General features: G+C 62.7%; 15 protein-coding genes and 1 other RNA gene. All 16 read right to left on the minus strand.

Features of this window, described 5'->3' with window-relative positions:
• Positions 1-324: 324 nt before the first annotated feature.
• Positions 325-1,788 (minus strand): NADH-quinone oxidoreductase subunit NuoN, encoded by a 1,464-nt coding sequence (gene nuoN / locus AB5Y64_RS02905; RefSeq protein WP_103242999.1) that lies wholly within the window; start codon positions 1,786-1,788, stop codon positions 325-327.
• Between the two features lie 43 nt (positions 1,789-1,831).
• Positions 1,832-3,349 (minus strand): NADH-quinone oxidoreductase subunit M, encoded by a 1,518-nt coding sequence (gene nuoM / locus AB5Y64_RS02910; protein ID WP_103244619.1) that lies wholly within the window; start codon positions 3,347-3,349, stop codon positions 1,832-1,834.
• Between the two features lie 69 nt (positions 3,350-3,418).
• Positions 3,419-5,266 (minus strand): NADH-quinone oxidoreductase subunit L, encoded by a 1,848-nt coding sequence (nuoL, locus tag AB5Y64_RS02915; RefSeq protein WP_161470306.1) that lies wholly within the window; start codon positions 5,264-5,266, stop codon positions 3,419-3,421.
• Positions 5,263-5,571, minus strand: coding sequence for an NADH-quinone oxidoreductase subunit NuoK (gene nuoK, locus AB5Y64_RS02920; protein WP_010675036.1), 309 nt, complete (start codon positions 5,569-5,571; stop codon positions 5,263-5,265). The genes nuoL and nuoK overlap by 4 nt, the downstream gene beginning before the upstream one ends.
• 79 nt (positions 5,572-5,650) lie before the next feature.
• Complete coding sequence (gene nuoJ, locus AB5Y64_RS02925) at positions 5,651-6,190, minus strand: NADH-quinone oxidoreductase subunit J (RefSeq protein ID WP_010675035.1); 540 nt, start codon at positions 6,188-6,190, stop codon at positions 5,651-5,653.
• A gap of 9 nt (positions 6,191-6,199) precedes the next feature.
• Positions 6,200-6,742: an NADH-quinone oxidoreductase subunit NuoI gene (gene nuoI / locus AB5Y64_RS02930; protein WP_010675034.1), complete on the minus strand. Its 543-nt coding sequence runs from the start codon at positions 6,740-6,742 to the stop codon at positions 6,200-6,202.
• Positions 6,743-6,832: 90 nt separating this feature from the next.
• A complete protein-coding gene (gene nuoH, locus AB5Y64_RS02935; RefSeq protein WP_010675033.1) occupies positions 6,833-7,798 on the minus strand; it encodes an NADH-quinone oxidoreductase subunit NuoH in 966 nt (321 codons plus the stop codon).
• Entirely contained in the window at positions 7,795-10,524 is a 2,730-nt protein-coding gene (nuoG, locus tag AB5Y64_RS02940) for an NADH-quinone oxidoreductase subunit NuoG (protein ID WP_368203240.1), read from the minus strand. Before nuoG ends, nuoH begins: the two co-directional genes overlap by 4 nt.
• A 57-nt stretch (positions 10,525-10,581) precedes the next feature.
• Positions 10,582-11,967 carry an NADH-quinone oxidoreductase subunit NuoF gene (nuoF, locus tag AB5Y64_RS02945; RefSeq protein ID WP_103260273.1) on the minus strand — a complete coding sequence of 462 codons (1,386 nt, stop codon included), beginning with the start codon at positions 11,965-11,967 and terminating at the stop codon, positions 10,582-10,584.
• Complete coding sequence (nuoE, locus tag AB5Y64_RS02950) at positions 11,964-12,503, minus strand: NADH-quinone oxidoreductase subunit NuoE (RefSeq protein ID WP_010675030.1); 540 nt, start codon at positions 12,501-12,503, stop codon at positions 11,964-11,966. Before nuoE ends, nuoF begins: the two co-directional genes overlap by 4 nt.
• Before the next feature lie 72 nt (positions 12,504-12,575).
• Positions 12,576-14,345 carry an NADH-quinone oxidoreductase subunit C/D gene (nuoC, locus tag AB5Y64_RS02955; protein WP_197713285.1) on the minus strand — a complete coding sequence of 590 codons (1,770 nt, stop codon included), beginning with the start codon at positions 14,343-14,345 and terminating at the stop codon, positions 12,576-12,578.
• Positions 14,346-14,383: 38 nt separating this feature from the next.
• The gene (locus tag AB5Y64_RS02960; protein WP_368203242.1) at positions 14,384-15,058 is read right to left on the minus strand and encodes an NADH-quinone oxidoreductase subunit B family protein; all 675 of its coding nucleotides are present in this window, start codon (positions 15,056-15,058) and stop codon (positions 14,384-14,386) included.
• 29 nt (positions 15,059-15,087) lie between these two features.
• Complete coding sequence (locus AB5Y64_RS02965; RefSeq protein ID WP_039038710.1) at positions 15,088-15,492, minus strand: NADH-quinone oxidoreductase subunit A; 405 nt, start codon at positions 15,490-15,492, stop codon at positions 15,088-15,090.
• A 256-nt stretch (positions 15,493-15,748) separates the two neighbouring features.
• Entirely contained in the window at positions 15,749-16,624 is an 876-nt protein-coding gene (locus tag AB5Y64_RS02970) for a flagellar motor protein MotB (RefSeq protein ID WP_113978780.1), read from the minus strand.
• Positions 16,602-17,360 carry a flagellar motor protein gene (locus AB5Y64_RS02975; protein ID WP_029314677.1) on the minus strand — a complete coding sequence of 253 codons (759 nt, stop codon included), beginning with the start codon at positions 17,358-17,360 and terminating at the stop codon, positions 16,602-16,604. Before AB5Y64_RS02975 ends, AB5Y64_RS02970 begins: the two co-directional genes overlap by 23 nt.
• 643 nt (positions 17,361-18,003) lie before the next feature.
• A non-coding RNA gene (locus AB5Y64_RS02980) (RtT sRNA) lies at positions 18,004-18,132 on the minus strand.
• Positions 18,133-18,331 lie beyond the last annotated feature (199 nt).

Raw genomic sequence — 18,331 nt, forward strand, 5'->3', positions numbered from 1 at the left:
AAAGTGATAAAGCGTATGGCATATGGATTTAGGGACTCAGAATACTTTTTTCTGAAAATCAAGGCGGCCTTCCCCGGAAAGCCGCGATGAACCTTTTTTTATGGGCATGGGTCTGAGAATGGGGAGGGCAGGAGGAGGCGAGCACGATGGGGGCAAGGCCATCTTCAGCTCGCTGCTCGGCGAGCTGCTTGCTGAAGGATATGGCATGGATTGAGAGGACCGATCTGGTATCGCCTGCCAGACGGGCAAGCCGGACCGGGCCTTGGCGGACATAAAAAACCGGCCACGGAGGCCGGTTTCGCTGTGTGAACTGTGAACTTGAGGCTAGCGCAGCACCACGTGCTGGAAGCCCTGTACCAGACTGATGACGGGCTGGGGGTAGATGCCGAGCAATACCACCAGAATGGCGGAGAGCAGCACCACCAGGCCCCCGGAGGAGAAGGCCCAGTCGGCCCTGGCATCGCGCAGTTGCATGCCGGGTTCACGCAGGTAGAGGGTGACCATGACCCGCAGGTAGTAGTAGAGCCCCAGGGCACTGCCGAGCACGATGGCGCCACTGAGCCACCACAGCTTGGCATCGACGGTGACGCCGATGAGGTAGAACTTGCCGATGAAGCCCAGTGTCATGGGGATACCCGCGAGGGAGAGCATCATCACCGTCATCACCGCCGTCAGATAGGGGCGCTTCCAGAACAGACCGCGATAGCTGTGCAGGGAGTCCGCATCCTTGCCGCGATAGGGGCTGGACATCATGCTGATGACGCCGAAGGCCCCCAGGCTGGTGAACAGGTACATCAGCAGGTAGACACCCGCCGCTTCCACCGGCATCTCGCCGAGGCGGCTTGCCACCACCACCCCCAGCAGATAGCCGAAGTGGGAGATGGAGGAGTAACCCATCATCCGCTTGATGTTGGTCTGGATCAGCGCCAGGAGGTTGCCGACCACGATGGAGACGACCGCCATGGCCGCCAGCAGCCAGTGGATCATGGGATCCGAGGTGGCGGGTACTGCCAGGTAGAAGCGCAGCAGCACGCAGAACACGGCTATCTTGCTGACGGTGGCGAGGAAGGTGGCCACCGGTGCCGGCGCCCCTTCATAGACGTCCGGGGTCCAGAGGTGGAAGGGGGCGAGGGACAGCTTGAACGCAAAGCCGACCAGCATCAGGCCAAAGCCCCCCATCAGCAGCGGATGGTGAGCCGGGCTCTGGGCCAGGGTCACACCGAGATCGCTGAAGCTCAGGCTTCCGGCCTGGGCGTAGAGCAGTGCCATGCCGAACAGCAGGAAGGCGGTGGCACTGGCGGAGAGCACCATGTACTTGATGCTGGCTTCCAGCGAGCGCCGCTCGCGATAGGCATACCCCACCAGACCGAACATGGGCAGGGTCAGCATCTCGATCCCGATGAAGAGCGAGGCGAGGTGACGGGAGGCCGCCAGCACCAGACCACCGGCGGTGGCGATGAGCAGCAGCAGGTAGAACTCTTCCCGGTTGTCCGGATAGCCCTTGAGCCAGGTGCGACCGAAGGTGCAGGTGGCCAGGGCCCCGATGAGCACCAGCCCCATGTAGAAGACCGCGTAAGCGTCCACTTGCAGCAGGGGAGTGACCCCCTGATCCCCTTGGGCCATCACGATGGGCAGGGAGAAGAGCGCGAGGTTGAGGCCGATGATGGTGACCACGAAGGCGGTGTCGTCACAGCGCTTCCAGGCGATGGCCAGCATCAGGGCCACCATGGCCCCCGTGGTCAGCAACAGGGGCAGCAGGGCCAGCAGTTGAGAAACAGTAAACGTCATGACAGTGCTCCCGACATGGACAAGGAAGGCGAAAGAGAAAGCATCATTGCAGCGCCCCCGTGCCCGGCAGCGCGTACCAGTGCAGCACGCTCAGCAGGCTGCTGCTGGCGGTGTCGAGCACCGGCTGGGGATAGAGACCGAGCAGCACCAAGAGGCCGGCGATGGTCAGCATCATGGTCAGTTCCCGGGTATCCAGCCCCTTGAGCATGCTCTCCTCCCGGGGCGTCCCGAAGCAGGCCCGCTGCAGCATGATGAGGGAGTAGACCGAGGCCAGCACCAGCCCGAAGGTGGCGATGACGGTGATGACGGGGGCCACCTGGAAGCTGCCGATGAGGATCAGGAACTCGCCGACGAAGTTGCCGGTCCCCGGCATCCCGAGGGATGCGACGGAGAAGAACAGCATCACGCCGGGCAGGTAGCGCAACCGTCCCCAGAGACCGCCCATCTGGCGCAGATCCCGGGTGTGCAGACGCTCGTAGAGCTGGCCGCACAGAATGAAGAGGCCGGCGGCCGAGAGCCCGTGGGCAATCATCTGTACCACTGCCCCTTGCAGGGCGAGCTCGCTGCCCGAGTAGATGGCGATCATCACGAAGCCCATGTGGGAGATGCTGGTGTAGGCAACCAGCCGCTTGATGTCGGTCTGGGCAAAGGCCAGCAGGGCGCCATAGACGATGCCGATGAGGCCGAGCACCATGGCGTAGGGGGCAAACTCGGCGGACGCCTCGGGGAAGAGCGGCAGAGTGAAGCGCAGCAGGCCGTAGGCCGCGGTTTTGAGCAAGATGCCCGCGAGATCCACGGAGCCTGCGGTGGGCGCCTGGCTGTGGGCATCAGGGAGCCAGCCATGGAGCGGCACCAGGGGCATCTTGACCGCGAAGGCGATGAAGAAGCCCAGCATCAGCAGCCACTGTACCGTGCTGCTCATGGGGGTGTTGAGCAGTTCCTGATAGTTGAAGGTGAAGACACCGGTGGCGGCGTGGTGGGTCAGTACCAGGCCCAGGATGGCCACCAGCATGATGAGGCCGCTCGCCTGGGTGTAGATGAAGAACTTGGTGGCGGCGTTGATGCGCGACTTGCCATCGGTGACCGAGTGGCCCCAGAGCGCGATCAGGAAGTACATCGGCACCAGCATCATCTCCCAGAAGAAGAAGAAGAGGAACAGATCCACCGCCATGAAGACGCCGAGCACGCCACCCAGGATCCACAGCAGGTTGAGGTGGAAGAAGCCGATGCGCTGGACGATCTCCTTCCAGGAACAGAGGATGGCCAGCACGCCGATGAAGCTGGTGAGGATCACCATCAGGAGAGACAGCCCGTCCACGGCAAGGTGCAGGGAGATGCCGAAGCGGGGGATCCAGGGTTGTTGCCACTCGGCTGCCCAGACGGGGAGGCCGGGGCTGGCGAGGGTGAAGTCACCACCGAGCCAGATGGCGCTGGAGAGCACCAGACAGGCGCTCATGGAGGCGAGGGCCACCCAGCGGACAAACTGTCCGCCGAGCCGCTCCATCTGCCAGCAGAGCAAGCCGCCGATGAAGGGAATTAGCAAGATCCAGAGTAAGGTCACGATATCAGCTCTCATCTAGGTTCTAGTCGGGCAGGCGCTGAGCCTGCCACACAATATTGGGCTCATGGATCAGCCGAGCAGCAGCAGGGCCAGGATCAGGGCGGCGCCCATCCCCATGGAGGCTGCGTACCAGCGCAACTTGCCGGAGACGGTCCAGGCCAGCAGCTGATGCCCCCCCTGGGCCAGTACGGCGGGCAGGTTCATCATCCTGTCCAGCGGATCCTTGCCGAGCAGGCGAGTCGCCAGCAGGTAGGGCTTGACCCAAATCAGGTCATAAAGCCAGTCAAAGCCCCAGGCATTGAACCAGAGGGTGGACAGAGCCCGCCCCGGTGCACTCTCGGCGATCCCCTTCGCCAGGCGACGTTCGCCGAGGAAGAGGAAGGCGGCCAGCGCAATGCCTGCCACGGCGATGACGCCTGAGAGGATCTCGAGGCCATGGCGTCCCTCTTCGATGTGATCCCCCGGGCCGGCCGGCAGCACTCCTGCCAGCGGCGGCACGATGAGGGCGCCGACTCCGGTGGAGAGCACCAGCAGCACCAGCAGTGGCAGATGGTGGGCAAGGCCCTGTCCGGCGTGAGTCTGGGTCTGCTCCTTGCCGTGGAAGGCGATGAAGATGAGGCGGAAGGTGTAGAGGGAGGTCAGGAAGGCACCACCCAGACCGGCCCACAGCAGGGCGCTCTGGCCACTGGCCTGCACCTGCCACAGGATGGCGTCCTTACTGTAGAAACCGGCGGTCACCAGCGGCAGCGCGGCGAGCGCCGAGCCCCCCACCAGGAAGCAGGCGTAGACCAGCGGCAGCGATTTGCGCAGGCCCCCCATCTTGAAGATGTTCTGCTCGTGGTGGGTCGCATTGATCACGGCCCCGGCGGAGAGGAACAGCAGCGCCTTGAAGAAGGCGTGGGTCATCAGGTGGAAGATGGCCCCTTCCCAGGCACCGACCCCCAGGGCCAGGAACATGTAGCCAATCTGGCTCATGGTAGAGTAGGCCAGGATCCGCTTGATGTCGGTCTGTACCAGGGCGGCGAAGCCCGCCAGTACCAGGGTAATGGCACCAACCAGCGCCACCAGATGGAGGATCTCCGGTGCCAGCAGGAAGAGGCCGTGGGTGCGGGCGATGAGATAGACACCAGCGGTCACCATGGTGGCCGCGTGGATCAGCGCCGAGACCGGGGTCGGGCCCGCCATGGCGTCCGCCAGCCAGGTCTGCAGCGGCAGCTGGGCGGATTTGCCGACCGCGCCGCCGAGCAGCATCAGGCAGGCGAACGACAGGGCAGGGGAGCCTTCTGCGAACATCGCGGGGGCGCGCACCAGCAGCTCGTGAATGTTGAGGGTGCCGAGCTCGCGATAGAGCACGAAGAGCCCGATGGCGAGGAAGACGTCGCCGACCCGGGTCACCACGAACGCCTTGAGGGCGGCGGCGCCGTTGTTGCGATCCTTGTAGTAGAAGCCGATCAGCAGGTAGCTGCACAGCCCCACCCCTTCCCAGCCCAGGTAGACGAACAGCAGGTCATCGGCCAGCACCAGGAACAGCATGCTGGCGATGAAGAGGTTGGTGTAGGTGAAGAAGCGCGAATACCCCTCTTCCCCGCGCATGTACCAGGAGGCGAACAGGTGGATGAAGAAGCCCACCCCGGTTACGACCCCCAGCATGGTCAGCGACAGCCCATCCAGGGAGAGACGGAAGGCGGGCTGGAACTCGCCCACCGTCATCCACTGCCACAGGGTCTGGGTATAGACGCCGCCTTCCGGCATGGTATTGAGAAAATCGATGCCGACCCACAGGGTAGTGAGGGCCGAGAGACCGATGCTGCCGACACCGATGAGCGCCGAGGTGCGCTCACCGAGGCGGCCGAGGGAGAAGGCCAGCAGCAGCCATCCCAACAGGGGGAACAGAAAAGTCAGGTATAGGAGGCTCATCCGCGCATCTCGCTCACAGTGTCCACGTTCAGGGTGTGGTAACGACGATAGAGCAGCAGTAACAGGGCGAGGCCGATACTGGCCTCCGCTGCCGCCAGAGAAATCACCAGTATGTACATGATCTGGCCGTCGGCCTGGGCCCAGCGGCTACCCGCCACCACGAACGCCAGGGCGGACGCGTTCATCATGATTTCGATACTCATGAGGATAAACAGCAGGTTGCGGCGTATCAGCAAGCCGCACAGGCCGATGGCAAACAAAATGGCCGCCAGCAGGAGGCCGTGCTCCATGGGAATTCCACTCATCGCCATGCTCCTTGTGCTTGCTGGATGGAAAGGGGGTGGGCTGCCGGCAGCGAGCCATGCATCACCACGGGGATGTCGCTCATTGCTGACCTCCTTCCTGTGTGGTGCGAGGCACGGAGAGCACTTCCCCGCTCTTGTCCTCGCGGCCCAGGTGATAGGCGGTGACCAGACCCGCCAGCAGCAGGATGGAGGCGAGCTCCACCGCCAGCACATAGGGGCCGAACAGGGCGATACCGACTTCCTTGGCGCTGACCTCGGTCAGACCCAGTTCACCGCCGGTCACGCCGAGAATGCCGTGGGCCAGAAAGCCCAGCAAAATGAGGGAGAGCAGGGCCGGGCCACCCCAGGTCATGGGAGTGAGCCACTTCTTCTCCTGATCCTGGGCGCTCCCCAGGTTCAGCATCATCACCACGAACACGAACAGCACCATGATGGCGCCGGCGTAGACGATCACCTGCAGGGCCCCCGCAAAGGCGGCGCCCAGGCAAAAGAAGATCATGGCCACGGCGATGAGGGAGATGATGAGATTGAGCAGCGCATGCATGGGGTTGCTGGTGCTGATCACCCGCAGCGTGCTGTAAACGGCGACCAGGGCCGCGGCATAGAATGCCAGTTCCATGATTGACTCCTAGGGCAGCAGGCTCTTGACATCGATGGGCTTGGCTTCGTTCTCGGCATCCCCTTTGGGTTTGCCGTCGATGGCCATCCCGCTCATGCGGTAGAAGTTGTAGTCCGGGTATTTGCCGGGGCCGCTTATCAGCAGATCTTCCTTCTCGTACACCAGATCCTGGCGACGATACTCCCCCATCTCGAAATCCGGCGTCAGCTGGATGGCGGTGGTGGGGCAGGCCTCCTCGCACAGGCCGCAGAAGATGCAGCGGGAGAAGTTGATGCGAAAGAACTCCGGGTACCAGCGACCATCTTCCCGCTCCGACTTCTGCAAGGAGATGCAACCGACCGGGCAGGCGACCGCACACAGGTTGCACGCCACGCAGCGTTCGTCCCCATCGGGATCCCGGGTCAGTACGATGCGACCGCGAAAACGGGGGGCGGCGTAGACCGGCTGCTCCGGGTAGCTCAAGGTTTCACGGGGGCGCCAGGCATGGGAGAAGACCATCCCAAGACTGCGCAACTGGGTGCCAACACCCTTGATAATGCTCGTAATTTTCATAGGTGCCTCACTGCACATTTATCAGCACTGGCGTCTGGGCGCTTCCTTGCCGCAGACCGCCGAATCATCGTCATGTCCATCTCGTTTTGCTCACGCATTCATCAGCACCACGGCAGCGGTGACCAACATGTTGAGCAGGGTCAGGGGCAGGCACACTTTCCAGCCAAAGGACATCACCTGGTCGAAACGCGGGCGGGGTAGGGAGGCCCGCAGCAGGATGAAGAACACCATGAAACAGGCGGTCTTCAGGGCGAACCAGATGAAGGGCGGCAGCCAGGGGCCGTGCCAGCCACCGAAGAAGAGGGTCACGATGAGGGAAGAGATCAGCACGATGCCGATGTACTCCCCCACGAAGAAGAGACCCCACTTCATGCCCGCGTACTCGATGTGATAGCCGTCGGCGAGCTCCTGCTCGGCCTCCGGCTGGTCAAACGGGTGGCGGTGGGTGACGGCGACCCCGGCAAACAGGAAGGTGACGAAGCCCAGGATCTGGGGGATCACGTTCCACATGCCGGCCTGGGCCTCGACGATGTCACGCAGGTTGAAGCTGCCGGTCTGGATGACGATGCCCATGAGCGAGAGGCCAAGGAACACCTCGTAGGAGAGGGTCTGGGCCGAGGCGCGCAGGCTGCCGAGCAGGGAGTACTTGTTGTTGCTCGACCAGCCTGCGAAGAGCACGGCATAGACCGCCAGCCCGGCGATCGCCAGGATATAGAGCAGCCCCACGTTGAGATCCGCCACGCCCCAGGTGGGGGTGATGGGCACCACCGCAAACGCCAGGATGAAGGCGGTGAAGGCGATGATGGGGGCCAGCACGAAGATCCGGCGATCCGCAAAGGGCGGGATCCAGTCCTCCTTGAAGAACATCTTGACCATGTCGGCGGCCAGTTGCAGCAGGCCGAAGGGGCCAACCCGGTTGGGGCCGTAACGGTCCTGCCACAGTGCCAGCAGGCGGCGCTCGATGAAGCTCATGAAGGCGCCAGCCCCCACGATCCCCACGAGTACGACCAGGGCCTTGCCGACCTCGATCAGCAGATCCATCAGAGAGTCGCTCATGCGATGACCTCCTGCAGGTTATCGATCAGGGCGTGGTGCAGGGCGGTTGGCAGGCCGTTCACCCCGAGTGGCAACCCTGCCAGGCCCGGAGCCAGCGCATCGCTCAGGCGCAGACGCAGGCGCCAGTGGTTGCCACCCCAGGAGAAGGCCACCAGTGCGTCAGGGGACAGTGCCAGGCGCGCGGCATCCGCCGGGTTCAGTACCAGGGTGGGTTCCCCCATGCGAGCCTGGATGACCGGGCTTCTGGCGGAGAGCTCCTCGCCACCGAACAGCTGGTCATAGCTCACCACCTGCAGGGATGCGGCGGGCTGGAAGGGGGCCGGGATGGCACCAAACCAGCCCAGGTTGCCTTCGCCCGGCTCCAGCAGGCGGCGACCGGGATCCCCGGCACGCAGGTTGCCACCCACCTCGTCCTGGAACTTGTTCCAGGCGGAGGGGGAGTTCCAGCCCGGCGCCCAGGCAAACGGTACCTGGGAGAGGGGCTGGCGGGCACCGGCGTAGCCTTCCATGGAGAAGGCGAACGGCGAATCGGGATCCTGGGCGACTCTGGGCTCGCTCACGTTCTGGTTCGCCAGCATGGAGGTGCGACCACTGTAGCGGTGCGGCTCCCGGGCGAGCTTCATGCCGCGAATGCGCAGGCCGGCGTTGGGTGCAGCTTCCCCCATGGTGGTGAGCAGCGGGGCGCTGGCGGCGCAATCGCGACTCACATCGTCGAAGGTGTTCCAGCGAACCGAACGCGGTTGCTGGCTCCCTTGCAGGGCATCCAGCCAGCGCCAGCTCTCGCGCACCTGGATATCGGCGTTGTAGAAGGCGGGAGCATAGACCTGGAAGAAGCGCTGGGCGCGGCCTTCCATGTTCACCAGGGTGCCATCGCCTTCGGCAAAACTGGCGGCAGGCAGCACCAGATCCGCCTTCTTCGCGGTGGCCGTCTCCTGATGGTCGATGACCAGCAGGTGTTGCAGGCGATCCAGAGCGGCGTCCACCCGGCTGCGGGGGGCTCGGCGGTAGAGGTCGTTCTCAAGAACGACCAAGGCAAGTCTCTCTTCCCCTTCCATGCGCTCGAGGGCTGACTCCAGCGGGGCGGCATGCCGGGCCAGCATGGCCAGTCCCAGGCTGTTGGCTTCCTGAGCCACCAGGGCAAGCTCCGCGGCCTGGCCACGGCCCTTGAGAGCGCGGGCGATGTTGCTGGCCGCTTCGATCAGCGCCTCGTTGCGGGCACCATTGCCTGCGATGATGAGGGGCTTTTTGGCGTTGCCAAGCAGATCGGCCCATTGGGCGGCGAGGGCCTGCTGTTCGGGGGAGAGATCCGTTGGCGCCGGTGCACTGGCATCCAGCAGGTGGGCGATGGCAAACCCGAGGCGCGCCTGATCCGCGTGGGGGGCGTGCAGGGTGCTGCTCGCCACGTCATCCAGGCGGGTGGCATCCAGACTGGTGATGAGCAAGGGGTAGCGCTGGTTCTGGGCCAGGGTCTGCACGGCGGCGACCTGCCAGAGATCCACCTTCAGCTTGCGGGCAATGTCGCGCCCCTTGCCTTTCACCGCCTGGCGCAGGGCCAGGGCGATGCGGGCGGCGGTCTGGGTGACATCTTCCCCGAGCACCAGCACGGCGTCGGCCTCTTCCATGTCGCGCAGGCTGGGAGTACGCACGCCGCCGTGCTCCAGAATGTCCAGCATCTTCTGCAGGCATTTCCATTCGCTCTGCTCGACCCCGGAGTAGAAGTTGGCGGCCCCCACCAGTTCGCGCAGGGCGAAGTTGCTCTCCAAGGAGGCGCGGGGTGAGCCGATGCCGATGACGCCGCTGGCGGTGCGCAGCGCATCCGCGGCCCGGTTCAGGGCACCATCCACCGTGATGGCCAGCTTGTCACTGCCATCCTGCAGCAGGGGTTGGCGCGGGCGGTCGGTCAGATTGACGTGACCGTAGCCGAAGCGGCCGCGATCGCAGAGGAAATAGTGGTTCAGGGCGCCGTGGAAACGGTTCTCGATGCGGCGCAGCTCGCCGTAGCGCTCACCCGGGCTGATGTTGCAGCCGACCGAGCACCCCTGGCAGATGCTGGGGGCGAACTGCATGTCCCACTTGCGGTTGTAACGCTCGGAGTGGGTCTTGTCGGTGAAGACGCCGGTGGGACAGACCTCCACCAGGTTGCCGGAGAATTCGCTCTCCAGGGTGCCATCCTCGACCCGGCCGAAGTAGACGTTGTCGTGGGCGCCATAGACCCCGAGATCCTCGCCACCGGCGTAATCCTTGTAATAGCGCACGCAGCGGTAGCAGGCGATGCAGCGGTTCATCTCGTGGTTGATGAAGGGGCCCAGATCCTGATTCTGGTGGGTGCGCTTGGTGAAACGGTAGCGGCGGCTGTTGTGGCCGGTCATCACCGTCATGTCCTGCAGGTGGCAGGCGCCCCCCTCTTCGCACACCGGGCAGTCGTGGGGATGGTTGGTCATCTGCCACTCCACCACCGTCTTGCGAAACTCCTTCGCCTCTTCATCCTCGATGGAGATATAGGTGCCATCGGTGGAGGGGGTCATGCAGGACATGACCAGGCGGCCGCGCTTGTCGTCGGCATTCTGATACTGTTTGACCGCGCACTGGCGGCAGGCACCGACGCTACCGAGCGCCGGGTGCCAGCAAAAATAGGGGACGTCCAGACCCAGCGACAGACAGGCTTGCAGCAGGTTGTCTGCCCCGTCTACCTCGTACTCTTTACCGTCTACATGAATGGTTGCCATACAACTTCCCTGAAACCTGTTTTATGAAATCGGCTATTGCCCGATGCGTCCTGGCGCTTACCAGCGCTCGCCCAGCAGGTTGGGCTGGATACCCTTGAACAGCTTGTGATTGTCATGGGGGGCCTTGACCCCGGCCTCGAACTCGGACCGGAAATACTTCATCGCACTGCCAAGGGGCTCGACGGCGCCGGGGGCATGGGCACAGAAGGTCTTGCCCGGGCCCAGGAAACTGACGAGCTGTTCCAGGGTCGCGAGATCCTCGGGTTGGCCCTCGCCCCGCTCCAGCGCCCGCAGGATCTTGACGCTCCAGGGCAGGCCGTCGCGGCAGGGGGTGCACCAGCCGCAGGATTCGCGGGCAAAGAACTCCTCCATGTTGCGCAGCAGGGAGACCATGTTGATGCTGTCATCCACCGCCATGGCAAGGCCCGTACCCATGCGGGTGCCCACCTTGCCGATGCCGCCAGCGTACATCTGGGCATCCAGGTGTTCGGGCAGCAGGAAGCCGGTGCCGGCGCCGCCCGGTTGCCAGGTTTTCAGGCGATAACCGGGCTTCATGCCGCCGGCGTAGTTTTCGAACAGCTCGCGGGCGGTGATGCCAAAGGGCAGCTCCCACAGGCCGGGATTGTTGACCTTGCCGGAAAAGCCCATCAGCTTGGTGCCGTGATCTTCCGAACCCGGCAGTGCCAGCCCCTGATACCAGGCCACACCGTTGCCGATGATGGCGGGGACGTTGCACAGGGTTTCGACGTTGTTGACGCAGGTCGGCTTGCCCCAGACGCCGGAGACGGCGGGGAAGGGGGGTTTGGCCCGCGGGTTGGCGCGCCGTCCTTCCAGGGAGTTGATGAGGGCCGTCTCTTCGCCGCAGATGTAGCGACCTGCGCCGGTGTGGACGAACAGCTCGAAGTCAAAGCCCGAGCCCAGGATGTTCTTGCCAAGGAACCCCGCGGCCTTGGCCTCTTCCACGGCGCGGCGCAGGTGGATGGCGGCATCCACGTACTCGCCGCGCAGGAAGATGTAGCCGCGATAGGCCTTGAGAGCCCGGGCACTGATGATCATCCCCTCGATCAGCAGGTGGGGCAGCTGCTCCATCAGCATGCGGTCTTTGTAGGTATTGGGTTCCATCTCGTCGGCGTTGCAGAGCAGGTAACGGATGTTCATGCTCTCGTCTTTGGGCATCAGGCCCCACTTCACGCCAGTGGAGAAACCGGCGCCGCCGCGTCCCTTGAGGCCGGCATCCTTGACGGTGCTGACGATGTCATCCGGGCTCATCTGGCCCAGCGCCTTGCGGGCGGCCTCATAGCCCTGTTTTGCCTGATACTCCTCGAGCCAGACCGGCTGGCCGTCGTCCCGCAGGCGCCAGGTGAGAGGGTGAGTCTCGGCGGTGCGGGGGATGCGATTGGCGGTACCGAGGGAGGCAAGCGTCTTGCCTGGCTGAATGCTCATGGGTAAGCCTCCAGGGTTTTCAGCAGGCTGACGGCATCGAGTCCGCCATAGGTATCGTCATCGATCATGATGGCCGGCCCCTTGTCGCAGTTGCCGAGGCAGCAGACGGGCAACAGGGTGAAGCGGCCATCCGGGGAGGTTTGACCGGGGGCCAGATTGACGACCTCTTTCAGACCGGCAAGCAACTGCTCGTGGCCGTTGATGTAGCAGACCATGCTGTCGCAGACGCGGATGATGTGACGACCCACCGGCTGGCGGAAGATCTGGCTGTAGAAGGTGGCGACCCCTTCCACGTCGCTGGCGGGGATGCCGAGCTCGGCGCCGATGGCGTGAATGGCGCCGTCAGGCACCCAGCCACGGGCCTGTTGCACTATCTTGAGCGCTTCGATGCTGGCTGCACGGGGATCTTCGTAGTGGTGTTTCTCGTGTTCGATGGCATCGCGCTCAGCCTGGCTCAGGACGAAATCTCCCTGCTGGCTGCTGCATGCCCCTTGCCCTTGTGGGGTCTGGTTATTGTGACACTGACATTGGCTCATGACTTGACCTTTTGTGGCTTGTCCCTTTACTGCGCGTCTTGCCCTTCGCCCCGGCTGCCGGGGCGAGAGGACTCAACGATCCACATCTGACATAACGAAATCGATACTGCCCAGGTAGACGATAAGATCCGACACCATCTGGCCGCGGATCACCGAGGGGATCTGCTGCAGGTGAGCAAAGCTAGGGGTGCGGATCCGGGTCCGGTAGCTCATGGTGGATCCGTCGCTGGTCAGGTAATAGCTGTTGACCCCCTTGGTCGCCTCTATCATCTGGAAGGACTCGGCGGCCGGCATGACAGGCCCCCAGGAGACTTGCAGGAAGTGGGTGATCAGGGTTTCGATGTCCTGCAGGGTGCGCTCTTTGGGCGGTGGCGTGGTGAGCGGGTGATCCGCCTTGAAGGGGCCCTCAGGCATGTTTTTCATGCACTGCTCGATAATGGACAGGCTCTGGCGGATCTCCTCGATGCGCACGGTGGCGCGGTCGTAGGCGTCCCCGTTGCTGCCCACCGGCACCTCGAACTCGAACTGATCGTAACCGGAATAGGGGCGCCATTTGCGCACGTCAAAGTTGAGCCCTGTGGCCCGCAGACCGCCCCCCGTGGTGCCCCAGGCCAGGGCCTGGGCCGTGTTGTAGGCGGCGACGCCGATGGTGCGGCCCCGCAGTATGCTGTTGCGCATGGCCGCCTTTTCATACTCCATCAACCGCTTGGGCAGCCAGCTCAACAGGTTGTCCTGGATGAGGCGGGTCCAGCCGGCAGGCAGATCGTGGGCCACGCCGCCGATACGGAACCAGGCCGGGTGCATGCGGGCTCCGGTGATGGCCTCGATGATGGTGTAGATCTTCTGGCGGTCCGTGAAGGTGAAGAAGACCGGGGTCATGGCCCCCACGTCCTGAATGTAGGTGCCAAGAAACAGCAGGTGGCTCTGGATGCGGAACAGCTCCGCCATCATCACCCGGATCATGTCGACCCGCGCCGGCACCTTGATGCCGGCCAGCTTCTCGACCGCCAGCACATAGGGCAGGTTGTTCATCACGCCGCCCAGGTATTCGACCCGGTCGGTGTAGGGGATGTAGCTGTGCCAGGACTGGCGCTCGCCCATCTTCTCTGCGCCGCGGTGGTGATAGCCGATGTCGGGCACGCAGTCGCGGATCTCTTCCCCGTCGAGTTGCAGCACCAGGCGGAAGGCGCCGTGGGCGGAGGGGTGGTTCGGCCCGAGGTTCAGGAACATGTAGTCCTCGTTCTCGTTGCCGCGGGCCATGCCCCACTCTTCCGGCTTGAACAGCAGGTTGTCCTGCTCCTGATCCTGCTTGACCGCATCGAGCATGAAGGGATCAAACTCGGTGGCGCGCGCCGGGTAGTCCTTGCGCAGGGGGTGCCCTTGCCAGCTCTTGGGCATCATGATGCGGGTCAGATGGGGGTGGCCATCGAAGGTGATCCCCATCAGATCCCACACTTCCCGCTCGTACCAGTTGGCGTTGGGGAAGTGGCGGCTGACGGTGGGCAGATGGAGATCGCTCTCCTTGAGCGCCACTTTCAGCATCACGTCGGCGTTACGGTCGATGGAGATGAGGTGATAGAAGACGGTAAAGTCGCTCTCCGGCAGGCCGTGGCGATGGCTGCGCATCCGTTCGTCGGTGGCGCTGAGATCGAACAGCATCACGAAGGGGGAGGGCAGCTTTTGCAAGAAGCCCATCACGTCCAGCAGCAGATCCCGGGAGAGCCAGATGACCGGCACGCCGGTACGGGTGCTCTGCACGGTGAAGCGCTCGGCACCGAAGTGGGCGAACAGCTCGCCGACCACCTGGGCATCGGCGTGATCGGCGGTTTGCCACTGTGCCATGGTGTAATTGCTTGGGAATTCTCGAGTCAGTTTCATGATCAGATCTCATCCGGCGTGCGCAGGTTGGTCACGTTGATCCGCTCGCCGCGCTTGCGTTCCTTCTCGGATTGCATCTGGGGACGGTAGATCCCCTGATCCCCCACCACCCAGGAGAGGGGGCGGCGTTCCTTGCCGATGGACTCCTGCAGCAGCATCAGGGCTTGCAGGAAGGCCTCGGGGCGGGGCGGGCAGCCCGGAATGTAGACATCGACCGGCAGGAACTTGTCCACCCCCTGTACCACGGAGTAGATGTCATACATGCCGCCGGAGTTGGCGCAGGCCCCCATGGAGATGACCCACTTGGGCTCGAGCAACTGCTCATAGAGCCGCTGGATGACAGGGGCCATCTTGATGAAGGGGGTGCCGGCAATCACCATGAAGTCGGCCTGACGGGGGGAGGCTCGTATGACCTCAGCACCGAAGCGAGCCACGTCGTGGGGAGAGGTGAAGGCGGTACACATCTCCACGTAGCAGCAGGAGATGCCGAAGTTGTAGGGCCAGAGGGAGTTCTTGCGGCCCCAGTTGACGGTGTCTTGCAGCACCTCTTCGAGGCGCCCGATCATGATGCCGCGGGTCGCTTGCTGCGCCAGTGGATCATCGGCGGTCTGGCGCTGTTCCTGGGGGTAGCGCTCAACGGGCGCATCCGGGTCAATCCGGGTCAGGGTGTACTTCATGGTGCAACCTCAAAGAGATAATCGGTAGTTCAGTCTGGTTTCTTGTCAGTCAGGACACGCTTTTTCGGGGCCCAGTCGAGGGCACCAATGCGCCACAGGTAGAGGAGGCCTACCAGCAGCAGGGTGATGAAGATGGTGGCTTCGATGAAGCCGACCCAGCCGCTCTCCCGAACGGAGACGGACCAGGCAAAGAGATAGAGGGCTTCGACATCGAAGATGACGAAGAACATGGCGACCAGGTAGAACTTGGCGGAGAAGCGCAGGCGGGCGTTGCCGACGGAATCCACCCCGGATTCGAAGGGTTTGTTCTTGGCACGGCCATAGGCGCGTCCCCCCAGCAAGGCCGCCAGGCCTATCATGGTCAAGCAGATACAGATGGCGCCAATGACATAGACAGCAAAAGCCCAGTGCTGGACGGCAATATCAGCAAACATATAGGTTTTTCCCTAACCAAATTAATCATGTGACTTAACAATGATGTTACGTAGTATGCCACTTTCGTACTGATTTACATGTCATTTCAAAGGATTAATTATTAATCAACGGGATGAAAATTGTGTTTTGCTAGCGGGGTCAACTTTCTCGTTTGAGAATTGTTTTCAATCGTTTTTATGTAGCAGAAAAAAACCGGATAGTTTGAAAATCTGGTGGATGGCAGGAAACAAAAGACCCCGCATGGCGGGGTCTGTTTCAGGGTTGGAGAACGGGGAGGCTCTGCTCTGCCGCCTTGCCCTGGGAGAGCACGATCTCCACCCGGCGGTTGGCCTGGCGGTGAGCCGGGGTATCGTTCGGATAACGGGGTTGGGTATCAGCCACCCCCTGGGCGATCAGCCGTCGTGAATCCAGCTTGGGGTTGGTCAGCAGGGTGTGGGTGATGGTGGCCGCCCGCAGCACCGACAGCTCCCAGTTGTTGCGATAGAGCTCCACCGGCGCCTGGGAGTTGTCGGTGTGACCGGTGACCACCACCATGCCGGGGATGTCCGCCAGCACGTCCGAGACCTTGTTGACCAGGGGAATGAACTGGGGCTGCAAGAAGGCGGAGTCGGCGGGGAACAAGGTCTTTTCGCCGATGCGGATCACCAGCTGGCTGCCAAGTTGCTCCACCTCGATCTCCTTGGACTCGATTTGGCTCTTGAGCTGCTGATCCAGCTTCTGCTTGGTGACCGTGACCCAATCCTGCTCCTTGGTCTTGTGGGGCCAGGACTCCGTGGCCGCAGGTTTCTCCGAGGAGCCGATGGTCTCGTTGAAAGGGTCGGCCGCCGCTGCGGGCGTCTGGGTATCCAGCACCTGCTCTTTCTGGGAGGTATTGGGGGTGGTCTTGGACTCGGGTTCCAGTATGCCTGTGCCCCCCTGCATCACGGGGGAGCCGGCGGGAAGGGAGACCAGCCCTATCTTGCCAAGAGATTCGATAAAGCCCTGAATGAGCACGCGAGTCTCCGACTGCTTGGCCATGGCGAAGGAGTAGAGCACCACGAACAGGGCGAACAGCAGTGTCATGAAGTCGGCGTAGGAGACCAGCCAGCGTTCGTGGTTCTCCGGCGCCTCAGCCTTTTTCTTTTTCGCCACCGTGGCCTCCGAGGTAAGGCTCAAGGGTCACTTGCAGCCGTTGCTGTGACTCGCCGTCCACGATGCAGAGGATGCCGGTGAGGGTCATCTCCTTGTAGTGGCGGATCTGGTGGGCAAACGACTTGTAGCGGTTGCCGAAGGGCAGGAAGATGAGGTTGGCGGCCGACACCCCGTAGATGGTGGCGATAAAGGCCACCGCGATGGCGCCCCCCAGCTTGTCGGGGGCATCCAGCAGGCCCATGGCGTGAATGAGGCCAAATACGGCCCCGACGATCCCCATGGTCGGGCAGTAGCCCCCCATGGCCTCGTAGAATTTGACGGTCTGTTCGATATCTTCCTGCTCGAACTCGATCTCGTTTTCCAGTACCTCGTGGATTTTGGTCTTCTCGTAGCCATCGACCATCATCTGTACCCCTTTTTGCAGGAAGGGATCCTTGATGTCGTCGATCATGCCCTCCAGTGCCAGCATGCCGCTGCGCCGTGCATTGCCCGCCAGGGTTTCAAGCAGTTGGGCCTGCTCCAGCATGTCGAGGCGCAGGGGAGTAATGAGCCACTTGAAGCGTTTGAGGGTTTTACCAACCACGGAGAAGGGAAACTGGGTCAGTGCGGCACCGACGGTACCGCCGATCACGATGAGAAAGGCGGGCAGATCGAGCAGGGCGCTGGGGTGCCCCCCTTCTATCATGTTGCCACCCAGAATGGCTGCCAGGGCCAGCAGCAAGCCAATAAGACTCATTTGTCCATATCCCTATGCGATGTGTGAGGCTAGTGTAGCCATTTAACTATCAGTTTTTCAAAACGATATCCAATCGGTGAGCAATATCCGAGAGGTTGCGCAGACCCGGTAGTGTCCAGTGGCATCGGCCTGTGCCGCTTGATCTGTAGAGCAGGTTGACGGTGCCGGCATGGCAGGACGAGGCAGTTATCCAGGTGATATCACAATACACTGTGCTATCTGTGAGAGGAAGTTGGTTATTTATATCGCAACACTCTCTTTTCTTGGCGTAATAAGCTGTCAACGAGAGAGGGCTGGCTGCCCTCGGGGCATCTCCCCTGTCGGCAGAGATCAGAGAGGCGGAAGGGATGGGATTGACTGGGCGGCACTCGGCCAGGTATCGCGGCAAACCGTTTTTTCTGGCTCCGCCGATGACGGGTTTCTCCTGCCAGGGGGTTGGCAGACACCTTGAAGCAAAAACCGATCCTGAGGTCAGTTCTTCAAGCTGTACGCTGGGTCGGGATTGACTCGCGTCATCCCTGGCGCTCGCCCCTGGCCGTCCAGTCGGGCTATCCTGCCCGCCTGTCAACAGGGGTCGAACCGAGCCGCCCATCGCCAGATAAAGTAAAAGGCCCCGTCGCAAGACGGGGCCTTTTACTTTATCTGGCGGTGAGGGAGGGATTATTCCCCCCTGCGTGGCTCACCCCTTCGGGGCGACCTGCGGCCGTTCATCGCAGCAAGCTGCTCTGCTCGAACCCGACGAGGCTTCTCACCTTCTCTCCATCGGCATCGGATGTTGCCATGTCACCAGATGCAAAAAACCGACCCTGAGGTCGGTTTTTACAATTTGGTGCTGGGTCGGGATTGACTCGCGCCGTCCCTGGCGCTCGCCCTGCGGGCAGCCTGCGGCTGTCCAAGGGGGCTGTCCTGCCCCCTTGTCGAACCCGGCGAGGGTTCTCACCCTCCCTCTATGGGTATCAGGGGATACGGTA

The organism is Aeromonas sp. R5-1 (genome assembly GCF_040908265.1).
Classification (GTDB): domain Bacteria; phylum Pseudomonadota; class Gammaproteobacteria; order Enterobacterales; family Aeromonadaceae; genus Aeromonas; species Aeromonas caviae.

Excerpts from the sequence above, each read along its gene's own strand:
- nuoG (WP_368203240.1), bottom strand. The coding sequence starts at position 10,524 with ATGGCAACCATTCATGTAGACGGTAAAGAGTACGAGGTAGACGGGGCA.
- AB5Y64_RS02960 (WP_368203242.1), bottom strand. The coding sequence starts at position 15,058 with ATGAAGTACACCCTGACCCGGATTGACCCGGATGCGCCCGTTGAGCGC.
- nuoL (WP_161470306.1), bottom strand. The coding sequence starts at position 5,266 with ATGAGCCTCCTATACCTGACTTTTCTGTTCCCCCTGTTGGGATGGCTG.
- nuoN (WP_103242999.1), bottom strand. The coding sequence starts at position 1,788 with ATGACGTTTACTGTTTCTCAACTGCTGGCCCTGCTGCCCCTGTTGCTG.
- AB5Y64_RS02975 (WP_029314677.1), bottom strand. The coding sequence starts at position 17,360 with ATGAGTCTTATTGGCTTGCTGCTGGCCCTGGCAGCCATTCTGGGTGGC.
- nuoE (WP_010675030.1), bottom strand. The coding sequence starts at position 12,503 with ATGAGCCAATGTCAGTGTCACAATAACCAGACCCCACAAGGGCAAGGG.
- nuoH (WP_010675033.1), bottom strand. The coding sequence starts at position 7,798 with ATGAGCGACTCTCTGATGGATCTGCTGATCGAGGTCGGCAAGGCCCTG.
- nuoF (WP_103260273.1), bottom strand. The coding sequence starts at position 11,967 with ATGAGCATTCAGCCAGGCAAGACGCTTGCCTCCCTCGGTACCGCCAAT.
- nuoC (WP_197713285.1), bottom strand. The coding sequence starts at position 14,345 with ATGGCACAGTGGCAAACCGCCGATCACGCCGATGCCCAGGTGGTCGGC.
- AB5Y64_RS02965 (WP_039038710.1), bottom strand. The coding sequence starts at position 15,492 with ATGTTTGCTGATATTGCCGTCCAGCACTGGGCTTTTGCTGTCTATGTC.
- nuoI (WP_010675034.1), bottom strand. The coding sequence starts at position 6,742 with ATGAAAATTACGAGCATTATCAAGGGTGTTGGCACCCAGTTGCGCAGT.
- nuoK (WP_010675036.1), bottom strand. The coding sequence starts at position 5,571 with ATGAGTGGAATTCCCATGGAGCACGGCCTCCTGCTGGCGGCCATTTTG.
- nuoJ (WP_010675035.1), bottom strand. The coding sequence starts at position 6,190 with ATGGAACTGGCATTCTATGCCGCGGCCCTGGTCGCCGTTTACAGCACG.